17 protein-coding genes are annotated in these 15,275 nt (G+C 40.8%); all 17 read right to left on the bottom strand.

Going from position 1 to position 15,275, the window contains the following annotated elements:
- Positions 1-71 precede the first annotated feature (71 nt).
- The 17 genes from MKY52_RS24110 to MKY52_RS24030 all read right to left on the bottom strand — a co-directional run bounded on the left by MKY52_RS24110 (position 72) and on the right by MKY52_RS24030 (position 15,154).
- Entirely contained in the window at positions 72-404 is a 333-nt protein-coding gene (locus MKY52_RS24110; protein ID WP_341055616.1) for a low molecular weight protein tyrosine phosphatase family protein, read from the bottom strand.
- 30 nt (positions 405-434) lie between these two features.
- On the bottom strand, positions 435-809 hold the full coding sequence (locus tag MKY52_RS24105) for a DNA-binding protein (RefSeq protein WP_341054012.1): 375 nt from the start codon (positions 807-809) through the stop codon (positions 435-437).
- On the bottom strand, positions 806-1,552 hold the full coding sequence (locus MKY52_RS24100) for a Type 1 glutamine amidotransferase-like domain-containing protein (RefSeq protein ID WP_341054010.1): 747 nt from the start codon (positions 1,550-1,552) through the stop codon (positions 806-808). Before MKY52_RS24100 ends, MKY52_RS24105 begins: the two co-directional genes overlap by 4 nt.
- Positions 1,553-1,569: 17 nt before the next feature.
- Positions 1,570-2,154 (bottom strand): GNAT family N-acetyltransferase, encoded by a 585-nt coding sequence (locus MKY52_RS24095; RefSeq protein ID WP_076299485.1) that lies wholly within the window; start codon positions 2,152-2,154, stop codon positions 1,570-1,572.
- Between the two features lie 64 nt (positions 2,155-2,218).
- Positions 2,219-2,950, bottom strand: coding sequence for a metallophosphoesterase family protein (locus MKY52_RS24090; RefSeq protein WP_341054009.1), 732 nt, complete (start codon positions 2,948-2,950; stop codon positions 2,219-2,221).
- Positions 2,951-3,185: 235 nt separating this feature from the next.
- A complete protein-coding gene (locus tag MKY52_RS24085; RefSeq protein WP_042187235.1) occupies positions 3,186-3,608 on the bottom strand; it encodes an Rrf2 family transcriptional regulator in 423 nt (140 codons plus the stop codon).
- A 122-nt stretch (positions 3,609-3,730) separates the two neighbouring features.
- On the bottom strand, positions 3,731-4,606 hold the full coding sequence (locus MKY52_RS24080) for a YitT family protein (RefSeq protein ID WP_179085712.1): 876 nt from the start codon (positions 4,604-4,606) through the stop codon (positions 3,731-3,733).
- Positions 4,607-4,834: 228 nt separating this feature from the next.
- The gene (locus tag MKY52_RS24075) at positions 4,835-5,917 is read right to left on the bottom strand and encodes a nucleotidyltransferase domain-containing protein (protein ID WP_341054006.1); all 1,083 of its coding nucleotides are present in this window, start codon (positions 5,915-5,917) and stop codon (positions 4,835-4,837) included.
- 199 nt (positions 5,918-6,116) lie between these two features.
- Positions 6,117-7,421, bottom strand: coding sequence for an alkaline phosphatase family protein (locus tag MKY52_RS24070; RefSeq protein ID WP_341054005.1), 1,305 nt, complete (start codon positions 7,419-7,421; stop codon positions 6,117-6,119).
- Entirely contained in the window at positions 7,418-8,677 is a 1,260-nt protein-coding gene (locus tag MKY52_RS24065) for an MFS transporter (RefSeq protein WP_341054003.1), read from the bottom strand. Before MKY52_RS24065 ends, MKY52_RS24070 begins: the two co-directional genes overlap by 4 nt.
- 79 nt (positions 8,678-8,756) lie before the next feature.
- On the bottom strand, positions 8,757-10,040 hold the full coding sequence (locus tag MKY52_RS24060) for a DUF1963 domain-containing protein (RefSeq protein ID WP_341054002.1): 1,284 nt from the start codon (positions 10,038-10,040) through the stop codon (positions 8,757-8,759).
- A gap of 40 nt (positions 10,041-10,080) precedes the next feature.
- A complete protein-coding gene (locus MKY52_RS24055) occupies positions 10,081-10,662 on the bottom strand; it encodes a DJ-1/PfpI family protein (RefSeq protein ID WP_341054001.1) in 582 nt (193 codons plus the stop codon).
- A 16-nt stretch (positions 10,663-10,678) separates the two neighbouring features.
- Complete coding sequence (gene map, locus MKY52_RS24050; protein ID WP_076299489.1) at positions 10,679-11,425, bottom strand: type I methionyl aminopeptidase; 747 nt, start codon at positions 11,423-11,425, stop codon at positions 10,679-10,681.
- Positions 11,426-11,457: 32 nt separating this feature from the next.
- Complete coding sequence (locus MKY52_RS24045; RefSeq protein ID WP_341054000.1) at positions 11,458-12,378, bottom strand: hypothetical protein; 921 nt, start codon at positions 12,376-12,378, stop codon at positions 11,458-11,460.
- Between the two features lie 320 nt (positions 12,379-12,698).
- The gene (locus MKY52_RS24040; RefSeq protein ID WP_341053999.1) at positions 12,699-13,331 is read right to left on the bottom strand and encodes an SGNH/GDSL hydrolase family protein; all 633 of its coding nucleotides are present in this window, start codon (positions 13,329-13,331) and stop codon (positions 12,699-12,701) included.
- Positions 13,332-13,492: 161 nt separating this feature from the next.
- Positions 13,493-14,671 (bottom strand): NAD(P)/FAD-dependent oxidoreductase, encoded by a 1,179-nt coding sequence (locus MKY52_RS24035; RefSeq protein ID WP_042187216.1) that lies wholly within the window; start codon positions 14,669-14,671, stop codon positions 13,493-13,495.
- A 39-nt stretch (positions 14,672-14,710) separates the two neighbouring features.
- Positions 14,711-15,154: a DUF1641 domain-containing protein gene (locus MKY52_RS24030; RefSeq protein ID WP_042187214.1), complete on the bottom strand. Its 444-nt coding sequence runs from the start codon at positions 15,152-15,154 to the stop codon at positions 14,711-14,713.
- Between the last annotated feature and the right edge of the window lie 121 nt (positions 15,155-15,275).

Below are 15,275 nucleotides of genomic sequence, written 5' to 3'. Positions count from 1 at the left end.
TGTCAATTACCAACAAAAAAATCATGCTGACTGATTCACAGCCAAACATGATTCATAAGAACACTTCATCCTTAGGAGTGCCATTCCTGTAAATATTCAGATACACTGGATTCAAGAAGTCCAATTAAATCTTCATCCATATACTTATAATCATCTGATATATTCAAACAAATTATTCTTTTGCCGATTACACCGTCTCTGAATTTATCTTGAATTCTTCGAACATGCTTCTTCTCCATCACAAAAATAACATCTGCCCAGCCCACATGCCCCTCAGTAAGTTTGATTCTGGCATGATCCTCTGTCCCAGCAGATCTCACTTCATGACCATCAATTCCTTGAAATATCTTCTCCGCAGTTAGACTTCGCCAGCGATTCTGGCTGCAGACAAACAGTAGTTTAATAAAGAGCACCTTCCTTATCCGAGTTAAACCTTATTTCGTTTGTCGGTTTAGATAAACCCTCCTATTTAAGGAAGCATCCGAAACCCATGTTGTTAATAAGTCTTTGTTAAAAAGATATTCATTACCAACTCTGATATAAGGAAACATAGTTCCTTGAAAAATGCCCGATCTACTTAAATTCTCATGCTCCGTTTTAATAATATTCATCACTTGATCTTCAGTCAGATTTAAGTATAAGGCCGTCTCTTTAATATCCATCAAAAGCTTATCTGCCGTTACTATGGATGGAGTCTGGTCTTGATCAACTTCCAACTCTTTATCGCCATTAGTTATTGAACATCCAATAATAAATGAAATCCCTAGAATAAGACTCGCCACGATAATTGAGATTTGATTAGACTTCATTGATCACCTCCACCATACACTTCATGAAGTGGTCTGTAGCTTGGGTGTTCTTGGATTTGCGTAACTACAACACCTCGCTCCGAGTCCATCACACGGTAGGCTTTAGCTTCTTCTCTGGTTGATATCACCTTATATTCATTATCCTTGTAGATGATGGCACAGTTATTATCCACTGCGATTCCGAGCAAACCTCCGTCTTTTACCATACGCGAAAAATCCTCAACCCGAATATCCTCATTATAATGTGGACAATGAATACCTGGCAGAATCCCCATCGCTTCAAGCTTAATATACTGCCAGTTCCCTTGGTCGTCGAACGCTTCAGAGTCACTATGCCCATATTCAAACCAGCAAATGGAACCTGCACTCAGCCCTGCCAAAATAGTCCCCGAGTTGTACGCTTCTTTTAGAAGAGCATCTACGCCGGTATTTTTCCAAATCTCCAGCATCTTTCGGGTATTACCACCACCAACATAAATCAGATCAGCGGATATAATTAACTCTGCGATTTCTTCATGGGTATAGGTTTGGCTCACAAGCAATAAATGACTTGTTTCACATCCTAGAATCTCGCCGTACACTTTGTTGAACGTATCACAATAACCTGGTGCATCACTACTAGCTGTTGGAATAAATAACGCTTTCGGATTAACTTTCTGGGTTAACTTCACAACTTCACGATCCATTTCAAGCGTTTCTAAATCGATTAGCTCTCCCCCACCGATTACCACGATAGTCCCCATAATCTCCCCTACTTTCACTAGGATCTGTTTTCTCCCTTTCCATATTCCTCAGCAAGAATGCTGTAAATCTCCAAATCAATGAGTCCTTTACCTGACCATACATGGGCTTGTCTTAACGTCCCCTCTTTCAGAAAGCCACTTTTCAAAAGGACCCGCTTGGACCGCTCATTAAAAGGCATGACTTCAGCTTGGATTCGATTGACCTCTGCCGTCTCAAATAAATATTTTTTCACCATTTCAACGGCCTGAGTTGCAATCCCTTTCCCCCAATAAGACTCCGCCAAAAAATAACCAATCGTGACCATATCCACTTTTTGATTAAAATCCATAGCTTCGATGATACCTAGCAGTATGTACGGATTATTTTTACGGAAAATTCCCCACTTCACTCTTAACCCTTTATTAAAATCACGTTCGAAATGTCCGATCATATTCTTTACTGTATCTTTATTATGTTTCGGAATAATTCCGCAGTACTCAAACACTTGATCATTGCTATAAATTCCAAATACCTCTTCAAGGTTACTAACTTCAATTTTTTTCAGTGTTAGTTGTTCGGTTTCCAAAGTAGGGAATTGCTCAAATACATGACTAAGCTTCAATTCGTTCCCTCCGTTACTTTTTGATGTTGTGAATTAGCGTTGCAATTCGACCGTTCAATATCTATCACCGTACATTCCCTCTATACTGCGCAGTTCTAAGCTCTCGAATATAGGGCTCTGTAGCTGGCATAACTGCATCTATGGCTTGTTGAATGGCTAACTCAATATCATAAGGAACTCTTACAAATTGTATATTCAAAGACGCTGTTGTCAGGCCTCCATACTCCCCCTCCAAAATCACATAAGATGCCTGAGTGATATCTAGAGGATTCCCCACACTGCCAACATTAAATAAAGTCTTCCCTTCTAAATGTTGTATAAAAGCATTGTGAATGTCCCCATAACCTACGATATCCGCTTGTCGCTTCTCCTGGCAGAGATCAGAACAACCAAACATAGACAACCGCTTCTCATAATCGTCCCAAGGCTGAATCCGTTCATAGTAGCTTCGCGGTGAGGCATGAAATAATCGGATAAACTTACCACTCATCATAAACTCAATCGAGAACGGTAATGTACCTAAATAAGCGAGGCGGTCTTTCCCTAACAAATTCCGACTCCACCGGGCCATTTCAAAATCAACATCCTGATTCATTAAATCATCCCAGTTTCCCATAACACTGATTTCACAATTGTTCTTAATGATATCAACGGCTAGATCTGAATTTGGTCCTTTACCAACAATATCACCTAGGCAAAATATCCTGCTAATTCCACGCTGCTTAATATCCTCTAATACGGCTGTCAAAGCCGGGATATTTCCATGAATATCTGAGATTAATGCGATTTGTTCCACTGTAAATCCTCCGTTCATTTTCTACTTCAGCATATTAGAGTTTCCCTATATGAAGTATTATCTGTTTTATGCCTTCTAAATACAGATTCTATGATTACGCTCTACTTCCCTTCTTTAAGTCACTACTCTCCTGACCCGAGCCATTCGGAGCCTCTTGATATGTTTCCAATAAAAAAAGACCACAATCACGTTAGCACATGTTGTGGTCTTCATTCTACGTTGCGATATGGAGTGGTTATATTTCAGGCATTTCATTCACAATCTGCTCCAAAGTAACCTCCTGAAGGACATTCTCCATCGCCTTTTGCGCGAGCGAGAATACCGGCACAATGGCGCTGGCTATATTTTTGCCGACTGGACAATCCGGGTTAGGGTGCTCATGAACCGAGAACAACGAATCCTCCTCCACCGCGTTTACTGCCTTATAAATCTGAAGTAGTGTAATCTCAGCGCTACTACGTGAAAGTGAGGCTCCTGCGACTCCGGGGCGGGCCGTTACCAGTCCTGCTTTTTGCAACATACTAGTTAGCCGGCGGATAACTACAGGGTTGGTGTTCACACTACCAGCTATCCACTCCGAGGTACTTTTACCCTCTTTATTACTGTCGATTAACGTTAATATATGAATGGCTACCGCAAAACGGGTGCTGATGTTCACTATAAATCTCTCCTTTTGCCATACTACCCGGCTAGCAACAAGTGCATTAATCAGATGCAACAATAATAGTTACATTTTATGCATTTGTCAAACACTTAAGGAGATGCACTTCAGGATCGTAATTAGTGAATATTATGCTTTTTGAAATTACCGCCCTTAACTTCTGCTACATCATATACTACGACAAAAGCGTTAGGGTCAATTTCATGAATGATTTCCTTGATTTTGCTTTCTTCCAGACGGTTAATTACACAGGTAATTTCTTTGAATTGTTCATTAGAGTAACCACCGTATGCATCGGTATAGGTTGCCCCACGTCCCAATCGGTCACGAATCGTTTCCACCATAATTTCCGGTTGAACGGTGATGATTTTGAAAGTTTTAGATCCGCTCAAACCTTCCTCAACGATATGTATCACTTTAGAAGCAATAAAATAAGCAAGTGCGGATAGAATCGCCCCTTGTAGCCCAAATGCAGTTGAAACAACAATAAAGACAAACATGTTTAGGAATAAGATTAGATCACTTGTCCCAAAAGGTATTTTTCGTGAAAGCAATACAGCCAACATGTCGATCCCATCTAACGCCCCACCATTACGTAACGCTAAACCCATACCAAAACCGATGATAATCCCGCCTACAACAGTAATTAATAATGTATCTCCTTCAATAATCGTTGGCACATGGTGCATTAGGCTTGTACCAATGGCTAGTGAGGCAATACCGATAATGGAATAAATAGCAAAGCTTTTACCAATTTGCTTATATCCTAACCAAACAAAAGGGATGTTAATTATAACAATTAGCAGCCCTAGTGGTAATCCAAACAGCTGTGAGCCAACGATACTTAGGCCTGTTACACCACCATCTGAAACATTGTTAGGTATTAATACGGATTCCAGGCCATATGAAGTTATAAGTGCCCCTATAATAATTAATATGACTTTTGAAAATATCTTCAGCTTATTTGATTTTTGATGCTGTCTTATTCCATGCATTCCATTTCCCCACTTCAAATTAGTTTTTTATATCACTGCAAGTGAAAAACATCCACTGGACAAAAGCCGATAAAAAATAGTCTATAACAATTTTCACTACTTTGGCAAATCGGACATCACTAGTATAATGATCGTTTATTTTACCCATCTGACTTAAAATAATTTTATCGTTCCACAAAAAAATAAAAAACCAGACTACGAAAATTCGTAATCTGGTAATCTTCTCTATCACACCTTCATGTATTCGTTATATAATTCCTCAAAAGTATCGTATCGTTCAACTTTCCTTCCCACCTTATTATATTCTTCAAGATATTCATCCATGACCTGCAGGAACTGCTCTTTAAATAAATGCAGATGATCTGAATCAAAATACTGCATAATATCAAACTTTTTCGTTCCCCTTGATTCTGTCATTTCATCAAGAAAATTTTGTATGCCCATGGCTGCATAATAAGTATAAGATTTATCATTTAATTCCACACTTGCTATAACCTTATTGCGGCAATTACACCATAATTCCTCAAAGGTGCCACCAAGATTATCATAGGTAGGGACAGGCTGAATCACAAAATCCTTATACATTTTATTATATAAATCATTGACGCTTTCTAAAAATCTATATGATGCACTTCTGATTTCAATAATTGTCTTCGCATCGATCACAGCCATATATATATTTTCAAAATCATCAGGAACATAACGATACGTAGCTATTTCCTCCAGATATCTCTTAAGTCCCCTTTTAAAATAGGTATTGTTCAAATGTGTTAGAGCATTTACCAAATTGTATACAACTTCACATGAAGCATACCTCACTGCTCCGATATCTTCAGAAAGTAATGTATTCGTATATTCTTGTTTTGCTATGACTATATTCTTTTTCGCTCTACTAATACATTCACTCCCTATAGGCTTTGCCAAAGCATCGAGAGCTCTCTGTTTATATAAATTTAGCTTTTCCAAATATTCGGGTTTCGCACAATATAACAGCTCTAAATCTATCAGACACGAAATCATTGGGCTCTCTAGGTTCGCTTGATCTTCTATCCTTGTTTCCCATGGCGTACAATAGATGTCGTATCCAACATCCTCCAGAATAAAACACGAAGATATCCCCCAGCCTTGGGCCGTGTTATTAATTATAATTAGATCAAGATCGCTTTTTTCATGAAAATCTCCGGTACTGAAAGAACCTGTAAGCCCAATGATTGCAATGTCATCAGGAAAATCTCTCTTAGCACGTTCAATAACCATACTAATAAGTCTGTCATTTTTATTTAGAATTTTTTGTCTAATATCAGCATCCATATCCAATTCTCCTCTTACTCCATTTTAATTCCATTGTATATGGATATAGCTCCCGTAAGTATTCCGACTTTATATATATTCAATCTATACCAAGCACAAGCTCTCCTCCTAGGTAAACAAATAACGCGCTGGCAAGAGTACGGCTCTTCTCTACCAACGCGTTATCTAGTAATTATGAATGCTTTTCTCACAGCTTGCTTTAGTAAATGAAAATTTCATCTAAAGGTCTTCCGTCACAAGGATTAAAATCAATCCCTAAAATCTTTGCCATCGTAGGAGCTATATCTACCATTTTGAGATCCCCTATGGGAAAATCACTTTTCACCTTATTCCCTGAGATCACCAAGTTGCATCTATAATCCTCTTTATCGGGAGAGTAGCCATGCGTAGCATATTTAATCCCTTGTTTGTCCAAATCAACAATCGTAGGTTCATCCATACTCTCATCGAAACAATAGCCTCTCCTAGCTTCAAGCATATATTTAGTAGATGGGCCCACATGAAGTTGATTCAGCCGCTCTCTAGTATACATTTCCTCTATACCTGAAGCGTCATCATCCATATATTCCTGAATAACAGCTAACGCTAATTGTTCAGCTTCTTCATCACCTACTTTAATATGCAGATAAGCGGATCCGCCCCCACACTGAAAGTAAGCTCTCCACTTCATTTCGCCGTTCTCTTCATAGATCAACCCTTTTTCCTGCAAAAGGTTGTTCAAATGCACTTTGTACCGAACATTGAACTGGCCATGGTCACCCAAAACTAAAAAAACCGTGTCATCCTTTATCCCGGCTTCATCCACTGCTTGTATAATATCACCTAACCGCTTATCCATACGTGTCATTACCCGCTTCACTTCATCGCTGTCAGTGCCGTAGACATGCTTGGCGTCATCCAGATCAATCAAATGCATCATAAGAAGATTAGGCTTTTTACGCTTAATCGTTTCTATCGCACACTTTGTCGTGAAGTCATCCAGATAAGGCTGTTCAATCCCTTTTCGAAGCCGTCCATATTTCAGCTCCATTTCAATGCAATATAACGGGCTCCCGCTTTTTAACACCTTCAGTGCCTGATTTTCGTTGTTGATGGCTCTGATTTCAGGGATATTATATTGGATTGAGGATTTCCCTGATACCGGCCAGAGGATTCCTGCGGTACTCATGTTATGCTCGCGCGCAGCATCATAAATCGTGGGCACCTTTATCGCATTTCTGAACCAGAACCAGCTTTGCTCCTTTTCCTTCACAAACGGCTGAAATGGATTGTTATGGTGGATACCATGCTTATCTGGATATACACCGGTTGCTATCGTAGTGTGTACCACATAAGTGAGCGTGGGATATACACTTTTTAATTGATTACTATGCGCTCCGTTCTTAATCAATTTCGATAGGTTTGGAAGACGGCTGGCCATTTCCCATTGGTCTTCTGAAAAGGCATCGTAAGAGATGACAATCAGATGTTTGGCCATTGCCATTTGTTCTTTGCTTGACTTCATAGGATAAGTCCCTTCGGTTCATCTTGTTCAAGCTTCTCTTTTGGTAAAGTTATAAATACGAAGAATCCAATAATGAATAGTGGGATAATCGCTAAAATACTAAATTTAGCGTTGCCTGTTAGGGTAGTTGTTAATGACATTATAGCAGGACCCACAATCGCCGCAAACTTGCCAAAGATATTGTAAAAGCCAAAGAATTCATTGGATTTTTCCTTCGGAATAATCTTCGCATAATAAGATCTGCTGAGCGCTTGAATCCCTCCCTGGGCAGATCCAATTAGCGCTCCCAGAATAAATATATGCCACACTGAAGTAATAAAGTAAGCCGCGATACAAGAAATGATATATGTAAAAATCCCCACGATGATCATCGTTCTAGCTGAGTATTTTTTGGCAAGATTACCGTACAGGATAGCACACGGAAATGCGATGATTTGGATAACTAATAAGATCCCCAGTAAAGTAAAGGTATCAAAAGCATCAGCACCCAGTACCGATGTGGCATATGGCACTACCATTTTAATAATCGTATCTACCCCATCAATATAGAGAAAGTAGGCGATCAAGAATACAAATACTACTTTATGCTGTCTGACATTTTTAAACGTGTCTCCCAGTCTTTTAAAGCTATTAATGATCGGTTTGGGTTCAGGTTCTATGTAATATCTTTGCTGCACATCCTTGATCATAGGCATGGTCAGCAGTCCCCACCAAAGGGCAGTGATTATAAATCCAATCTGATAGCCGATTGATTTATCCATCCCCATAAACAGAATCAGCAGTAGGCTGATACCGAATGGAATAACGCTGGCGATATATCCAAAAGCAAACCCTTTTGAGGATACCTTATCCATCCTTTCATCCGTGGTTACATCCACCAGAAAAGAATCATAAAAAATATTGGCCCCGGCAAATCCTATGACTGACAAAATATAAAATACAATCAATAACTGCCACTGCCCACTCGCAGGTGCAACGAAAGCCAGCGAAGCTGTAGCTATTACGCCGATTAATGAGAAAAATATGAAGAAGCGTTTTTTCTTATCCTTATAATCTGCCATCGTCCCTAAAATCGGGCTAAGGATGGCCACCAGAATACTCGCTATGGAATTAAAATAACCCAAATCCATGCTGTTGTTAACATTTGAAAACATCCCAAATACAATAGGCAGTAAAGCCGTTGTAACCGCCATCGAATAAGCCGAATTTCCACAGTCATATAAAATCCATGATTTTTCCTCTTTACTTAGTTTCATCTAACAGCCACCTTTTCACCTAGTTCCTTCTGTTATATCACTTGAGCATATGTGGCATGTTAAATGCATGTAAAACTACTTATGACTGCTGGTAATTCACCGCTACCTTCAGACAAGCCTCACACAGAAATGCATAATAAATCCCCTCGCTGTCCTCGGCCTGTTCCATGTCCATTTGCGCAATAAACTTCATCGTCATCGAACAGCAAGGGCACTCAGGATATTCTGCATCCTGAATCCAGGTCGGATGTCCTCCTATCTTCGACGCAGGCGCCTCTAGCATCCAATACGCATTATCATAGGCTCCCATCTGACGTTCTGATAGCTGCATGACATGCCATGAGAATTGCTCCATATCTTCATTTTCAGGCAAAAAATCAGGAACGGCATTATATTCACTCCACGAGTACCTGCCATCAAGATCTACATTCATAAACACGGTGCCATAACAATTACAGTGTATACAAGCTGCAATCCTTAACCGTTGACCAGACAGCTTCATAAATTGAAAAAGCGGGTTCTGCAAGTTGTAATCAAATAGGACTGTCAATTTACTGCCACACCAAGGGCAGGATTGTTCACCTGCTTGCAATGCCGTTACCGTCAAAGGAGCTCGATCTATCCCTTCTTTTCCTTCACCACATACTTTAAAATGATAACTCTCGGGGTAAAAAAGCAGCCGTTTCCCGCCATCGAAATCTAACTCCCACCCTGCTTCATGGGCATAGGTTTCCGGAGACACATTTAACTCCGATGCCCATCTCGGCGGATGCTGCCGCCATATCTCGAATAACCGAACAACCACTTCATCGCCAATCCAGGCGAGAGCAAGCAGCAAGTGATTACGGTTAGCTGAATCGAACTCCAATTGATGAATGAGCTTATCGCGGATATCCTGACCTGCATCCTTATAGAGAATGCCAGGATAATACTTCCCTTTGCGAAAAAAGGCCTCCAGCCCCCGCTCAATATGCGCACTTGAAAAACATGCAAGCGACAGCAGAATGGTTTCAGCCTGGTCAAAATCATCTTCTTCCAGCAATGCAATCGCGTAAGTCTCCAATCGCTCCCGTTCGCTTCCAGTCAGTTTATGATACAATTCTTGCGCGGTTTTGTGGAAGGGGATTTCGTGTTCAAGCGGATTGTACTTCCGCGGTTTATGCATGATTTTAAGAATTTCAACCGGATCATTCACGCCTGCATACAAATCAACATCTTTTCGATTCTGTTCAATAAACGCCTGTTTCTCCAGAGCAATCTTCCTCTGATGACATGGCATGCAAATCCCACCTGTTTTTAAAGCAGTTGCAGGAAGAATACTTGCCTTACAATCTGCGGTTTGGCAGGGCAGTCGCTCGCTCATCGTACCCCTCCTGTTGTGTATTTTTTCTGCTGATTTAACTTCAGATTCTAACAATCCCCTGCATCTCGTATGGATAATCAATCTGCTTTTTTACCGAATTCATCGCTGCTTCTCCAGCCAAGTATGAAATCAGATATAACCCCAGATCAATGGAAGTAGAAACTCCACCACCTGTAATCACATTACCATCATGCACAATACGGGACTCCACAACTTCTTCACAGTAAGGTTTTAGTAATTCATAGGCAGATGGATGGGTAGTAGCTTTTTTCCCTCCTAGTAGCCCCGCAGCCCCAAGCAGCAGTGAGCCGGTGCAGACGGATACCTTATAAGGAACATTGTGAGCGCCAGCAATCCACGAGACAAAACCTTCATCATAACGAAGTTTCCGTGTCCCCATCCCTCCGGGTACAAATACCATGTCATACTCCGAAAGCTCTGGCAGCACTTTTCCAGCTTTAACTGTGAAACCTAACTCATCCGTCACTTCCTCCGACGCTGCACATATATCCCAAGACAAATTTTTGCCGATTTCAAATTGCCCCAATCGATAAATAACATCATAGAACCCCGCAAAATCTAAGAACGTAATCCCGTCAAAAAGTATAAAGGCGATTTTCAATTTCGCACTCTCCTCTTTATGGCTTGGTTAGGATAATAGGCTCACCTTTAGTCACAATAATCGTATGTTCAAACTGTGCTACCCGGCCATTGTCTACAACACTCAGTGTCCATCCATCCGACTGCTGCTCCACGTAATCTGCTCCAGTAGAAAGGAAGGGTTCAACCGTAATCACCTGTCCCTCTTTTAACACTGTAGTCACTCTTGGATTGTAGAAAGGTAAGATTTCAAAAGGCTTCTCATGGAGTGATTTGCCAATCCCGTGGCTGCACAGATTACGTACCACTCTATAGCCGCGTTTCCGAGCTTCGAGTTCCATCATTCTGCCAATCTCATTGACCTTCATCCCTGCTCTCAGATGATTGATCACGCTCATCATAGTTTCCTCTGCACTCTGGCATAGACGAAGAATGTCATCATTATAAGGTGGTAATTGAAACGAAACTCCGGCGTCCCCATAATAACCATTCAGTTCAGCAGATACATCAATATTGATCAAATCACCAGCATTAATCACTCTAGGACCAGGAATCCCATGAGCAACCTCTTCATTCACACTGATGCAGGTGCTGCCTGGAAAATTATACGTTATCATTGGGGCTGAAGATGCTCCGAATTCCGCTAGAATTTCAGCTCCAATCTTATCAAGCTCAGCTGTTGTCATACCTGGAGTTACTTTCTTTTTCATCTCGGCGATGGTATGTCCTACTACTTTCCCTATGGCTTTTAGCCCTTCTAAATCTTGTATGGTATCACTCGTCATCTATCACACATTCCTCTCACTTCTGGTATGAATCACTTGTCTAACTTCTGAAATGCACTTCCATTCCACTGAAAAATATCTTCCATCTGTTTACCCGCTACATTATCGTAATAACTTCTCTTGAAGCTATGATCATCCACTTTATCAAGCTTTATCGAATACCCCTTAGGACCGCTGATAAATAAATCAGAGCCGAGTTTGATCCCTAATTCCTCTATAACGTTATTTTTTCTAAGCGTAAATAGCTTGTAGAAGTAACCGTTACTGGATCCGTACTGACCAATCGTAAAATCCGGATCGCCGTCGCCATTATAGTCCTCAAACTGAATTTGGAAAAAATCATTAAATATTATGGGATCCTCAAAATGTTCACTGAGTGGAAAGCTATTCAAAGTTCTCCCTTGATTATCGATAAGAACAAGCCCAAATCTGCCACTCCAATTCCTTCCCATCAACGGACCTCGTGTTGTCCAATCCTCACTGTAGGTTCCATCTAAAAGCTGCAGATTCAAGAATCCAGTTCTAGTAGTTAAGGGATAGAGAACATTATGTGATATCGTTACTGGACCTGTAACCTTAATAGAGGACTCCAGCGACTCCGTCTGTTCTATGTTCGCCTGATCTGCTGTTCCATAGATGAGTTTTCTTATTTGATCTGCGTTCTTCACCGGAATCGAATAGCCCTGACCACTATTCTCAGCTGTAGTAAATAAACCTTTATAGCCAAGTTCATCACCTATTGCTATGTAATAATCCTCCGAGTAGCCATCACCATAAACAAGCTCCATATCGAAATCAGGAGCCCAATCTAGCTCACCTGATAATTTTTCACTCTTGTTCATAGCCTCCGCAAGCGCCTTAATCAGAGCGGAGTCCTTCAGTATTAGGGTCTCAAAATGTTCGGGTCGATCAACTTGGTTCTGATCACTAGTTGTTACAGGAGTTAAAGACACTCCGGCGATCCACCTTGCATTGATGAAGCCCACATCATTCTTACACCCGCTTAAAAGAGCAACCAAGAACAAGGGTACAACCCATAGTAATTTCCTAATGCGAACCACCTCCAAGAAAAGAAACATAACCCAATTATAACAGCGTCCATAAATTTAAAGAAATCGACTTTCCGAAGTGTTTAAGCGAGAAATATAAGGATAATTTATAGCATGGAACATATAAATTCTTATATTTTTAAAAAAAGACTATAACCTGCTCCTTTAATGAGTGGTTCTAGTCTTATAAAATCAAGTAAATATGTAGTGATATGATCAGACGATTAAGCTTGAATTGCGCCTACCGTCTTAAGCCAAGCCTCTGCAATAAGTGCATGGCCCGCAGGTGATGGATGTACTCCATCCGGAGCCCAATAAGCAGGTTCTGCTTTCACGGATGCCGCAGCAAACAGGCCATCCAACGGAACAAGCAATGCACCATATTCACGTGCCAGTTCACGAACAATGTGAATTTTAGGGTCCAAATCCTGGCGCCAAGTTCTACGATCTTCTGGGACAGGCAACACAAATGGCTCGATTAAGACTAAATTAGCAGCCAGCGAATGCTGCGTGCGTTCGATCAGGTCACGATACGCAGCTTCAAATTGTTCAGGCGTTGTTTCCTGACCAGAATCAAAGCGGCGCCAAGTATCGTTAATCCCAATATATATGGACACCCAAGTCGGCTTCAGATTCAGGCAATCCTTCTCCCAGCGTTCCTGCAAATCTACTGCACGGTTGCCGCTAATTCCACGATTATAGAACGTAAGATTCTTCTCAGGATATAAATGCCCCAGACGAGCGGCGATCATCAATGCATAACCTACACCAAGCGATGAAGCATCTTCATAATTACGACCCCAATCCGTTATACTGTCGCCTTGAAACAGAATGACATCGTTTTGTCGGAATAACATCACGTAATCCTCCCCCTATTTTCCCCTGTTAATATTAGCCAATATAGTATATCAAAAATGAATACTACGTACTAGGACAATCATTAACAATTCATGGTAGAAACCACTAGAGATCAACAAAAAAACCTGCTCAAATTAGAGCAGGTTTTCCAAAAATACAATTAATAAGCTAAGCTAAACAATCCTTTAATGTGGGACAAGTAACGAATATTACTTGCTTCCTTCATCAAGGTTGCAGGTAATCCTTTTAGCGGAGTTGAGCTAGCACCAACGATGGCTACACCGTCTTTACGACCTAAGCTCGCAAGCGTACCTGAGTTGATCGGACTAAAGGATTCAAATGATTTATCCTTCAAGTATGCATAAAGATTGTACCCGATCAATTCGCCCATTTGCCAAGCGATTTGTGCAGTTGGTGGATATGGACGACCATCTTCGGCAAAGACAACGGCGCTGTCACCAGCAACGAATACGTCTTTGTGTGATGTGGATTGCAAGAATTCATTTACCGTTGCACGACCACGGTTCACTTCAAGACCGGACTCACCAATCAGTGGATTTCCTTGTACACCGCCAGTCCATACGAAGGTGTTAGCAATAATTTTTTGACCATCTTTCAAGTCAATGACATTATCCGCTACATTCGTAACAGGTAGTCCTGTCAAGAATTGAACACCACGTTTTTCTAAGCTTGCCACTGCGCGTTCAATCAATGCATCTGGCAATACTGGTAGAATCTTAGGACCTGCTTCAACCAGCATCAGTTTAATTTCTTTAGGATCCACGCCATATTTCTTAGTGAGTGTTGGCAACACATCAGCGATTTCACCAACAAGTTCAACACCTGTTAAGCCACCGCCACCGATTAGGATGCTTGCATCCGCTGGATTTTTAGACTTCGCATATTCACGGATACGCTCATCAATATGACGATGAATTCTGTTAGCATCTGCTGCCGATTTCAATACCATACTGTATTGCTCAAGACCTGGAATGCCAAAATAAGCCGTAGTGCTTCCAAGACCCACAACTAAAGCATCGTAGGACAATGTCACACCATCAGATAGTGTAATTTGTTTGTTCTCAACAGAAAAAGAATTCACCTTTGCAATTTTCAGGTCGATATCTTTACCTGCAAAAAGCTTAGCTAATGGCATAGCAACAGCACCTTCTGCAACACTACCCGCTGCAAGACGATGCAATTCTGTAATAATTTGATGTGTAGGATATTGATTAACGACTGTAATTTTAGCTTCGTCCTTCTTCAGGTACTTGCGTACAGTTAAGGCGCTTAGTAGACCACCATAACCTGCTCCTAGAATGACAATATGTTTAGACATGATGTTTCCTCCGTCCTTACGAATGAGATATAAAAAATATTATTTCTGTTGACTGCGTTCGCCGGCAACTTGAAGATAAGCATTTACGAAACGGAAAAGCTTCTGTGCTTGTGGATCTTTCATCATCTTCATAAGACCAAATACACCGATCACATCGCTATTTTCATTCGCACGATCTTGCGCTTCGATCACTGTAGCTGCCATATTCTTCGCCGAATGCACCACTGGTTCAGCAAGTTCTTTAATTGCACTTACCGTATCACTTTTCAAGACTTCATCCGCAGCAACAGTTTGAACAAAGTCATATGACTTTGTGAGCACGCCGACAAGCTCTGTTAATTTTGGCAACTGTTCCACTAAGACAGTTAACGACTCCTGAACTTCAGGCTTCAATAGCTGCTCTAGAACATTCATTTGTTCTTGAGTGACAGCTAATTTTGGTGATTCTTGCTCAGGTTGTGTTTGAGTGATTGTTTCTGACATATCCGAATCTCCTCTGCAAATAAGCTTTGCTGCTTAATAGTAATAAAAAAATAAAAACTTATAACGCCATATTTCTATTATAGCACTTATCAAGTTATAAATGTCACAAAGTTTTTGATTT

The organism is Paenibacillus sp. FSL P4-0184 (assembly GCF_038004625.1).
In the GTDB taxonomy this organism is placed as follows: Bacteria; Bacillota; Bacilli; order Paenibacillales; family Paenibacillaceae; genus Paenibacillus_AQ.
This window is presented reverse-complemented; position numbering and strand designations above follow the sequence as displayed.

What these genes read in the sequence shown, in the direction of transcription:
- MKY52_RS24105 (WP_341054012.1), bottom strand. Translation starts at nt 809, where the DNA reads ATGAAGTCTAATCAAATCTCAATTATCGTGGCGAGTCTTATTCTAGGG.
- MKY52_RS24100 (WP_341054010.1), bottom strand. Translation starts at nt 1,552, where the DNA reads ATGGGGACTATCGTGGTAATCGGTGGGGGAGAGCTAATCGATTTAGAA.
- MKY52_RS24080 (WP_179085712.1), bottom strand. Translation starts at nt 4,606, where the DNA reads ATGCATGGAATAAGACAGCATCAAAAATCAAATAAGCTGAAGATATTT.
- MKY52_RS24075 (WP_341054006.1), bottom strand. Translation starts at nt 5,917, where the DNA reads ATGGATGCTGATATTAGACAAAAAATTCTAAATAAAAATGACAGACTT.
- MKY52_RS24070 (WP_341054005.1), bottom strand. Translation starts at nt 7,421, where the DNA reads ATGAAGTCAAGCAAAGAACAAATGGCAATGGCCAAACATCTGATTGTC.
- MKY52_RS24065 (WP_341054003.1), bottom strand. Translation starts at nt 8,677, where the DNA reads ATGAAACTAAGTAAAGAGGAAAAATCATGGATTTTATATGACTGTGGA.
- MKY52_RS24060 (WP_341054002.1), bottom strand. Translation starts at nt 10,040, where the DNA reads ATGAGCGAGCGACTGCCCTGCCAAACCGCAGATTGTAAGGCAAGTATT.
- map (WP_076299489.1), bottom strand. Translation starts at nt 11,425, where the DNA reads ATGACGAGTGATACCATACAAGATTTAGAAGGGCTAAAAGCCATAGGG.
- MKY52_RS24040 (WP_341053999.1), bottom strand. Translation starts at nt 13,331, where the DNA reads ATGTTATTCCGACAAAACGATGTCATTCTGTTTCAAGGCGACAGTATA.
- MKY52_RS24035 (WP_042187216.1), bottom strand. Translation starts at nt 14,671, where the DNA reads ATGTCTAAACATATTGTCATTCTAGGAGCAGGTTATGGTGGTCTACTA.
- MKY52_RS24030 (WP_042187214.1), bottom strand. Translation starts at nt 15,154, where the DNA reads ATGTCAGAAACAATCACTCAAACACAACCTGAGCAAGAATCACCAAAA.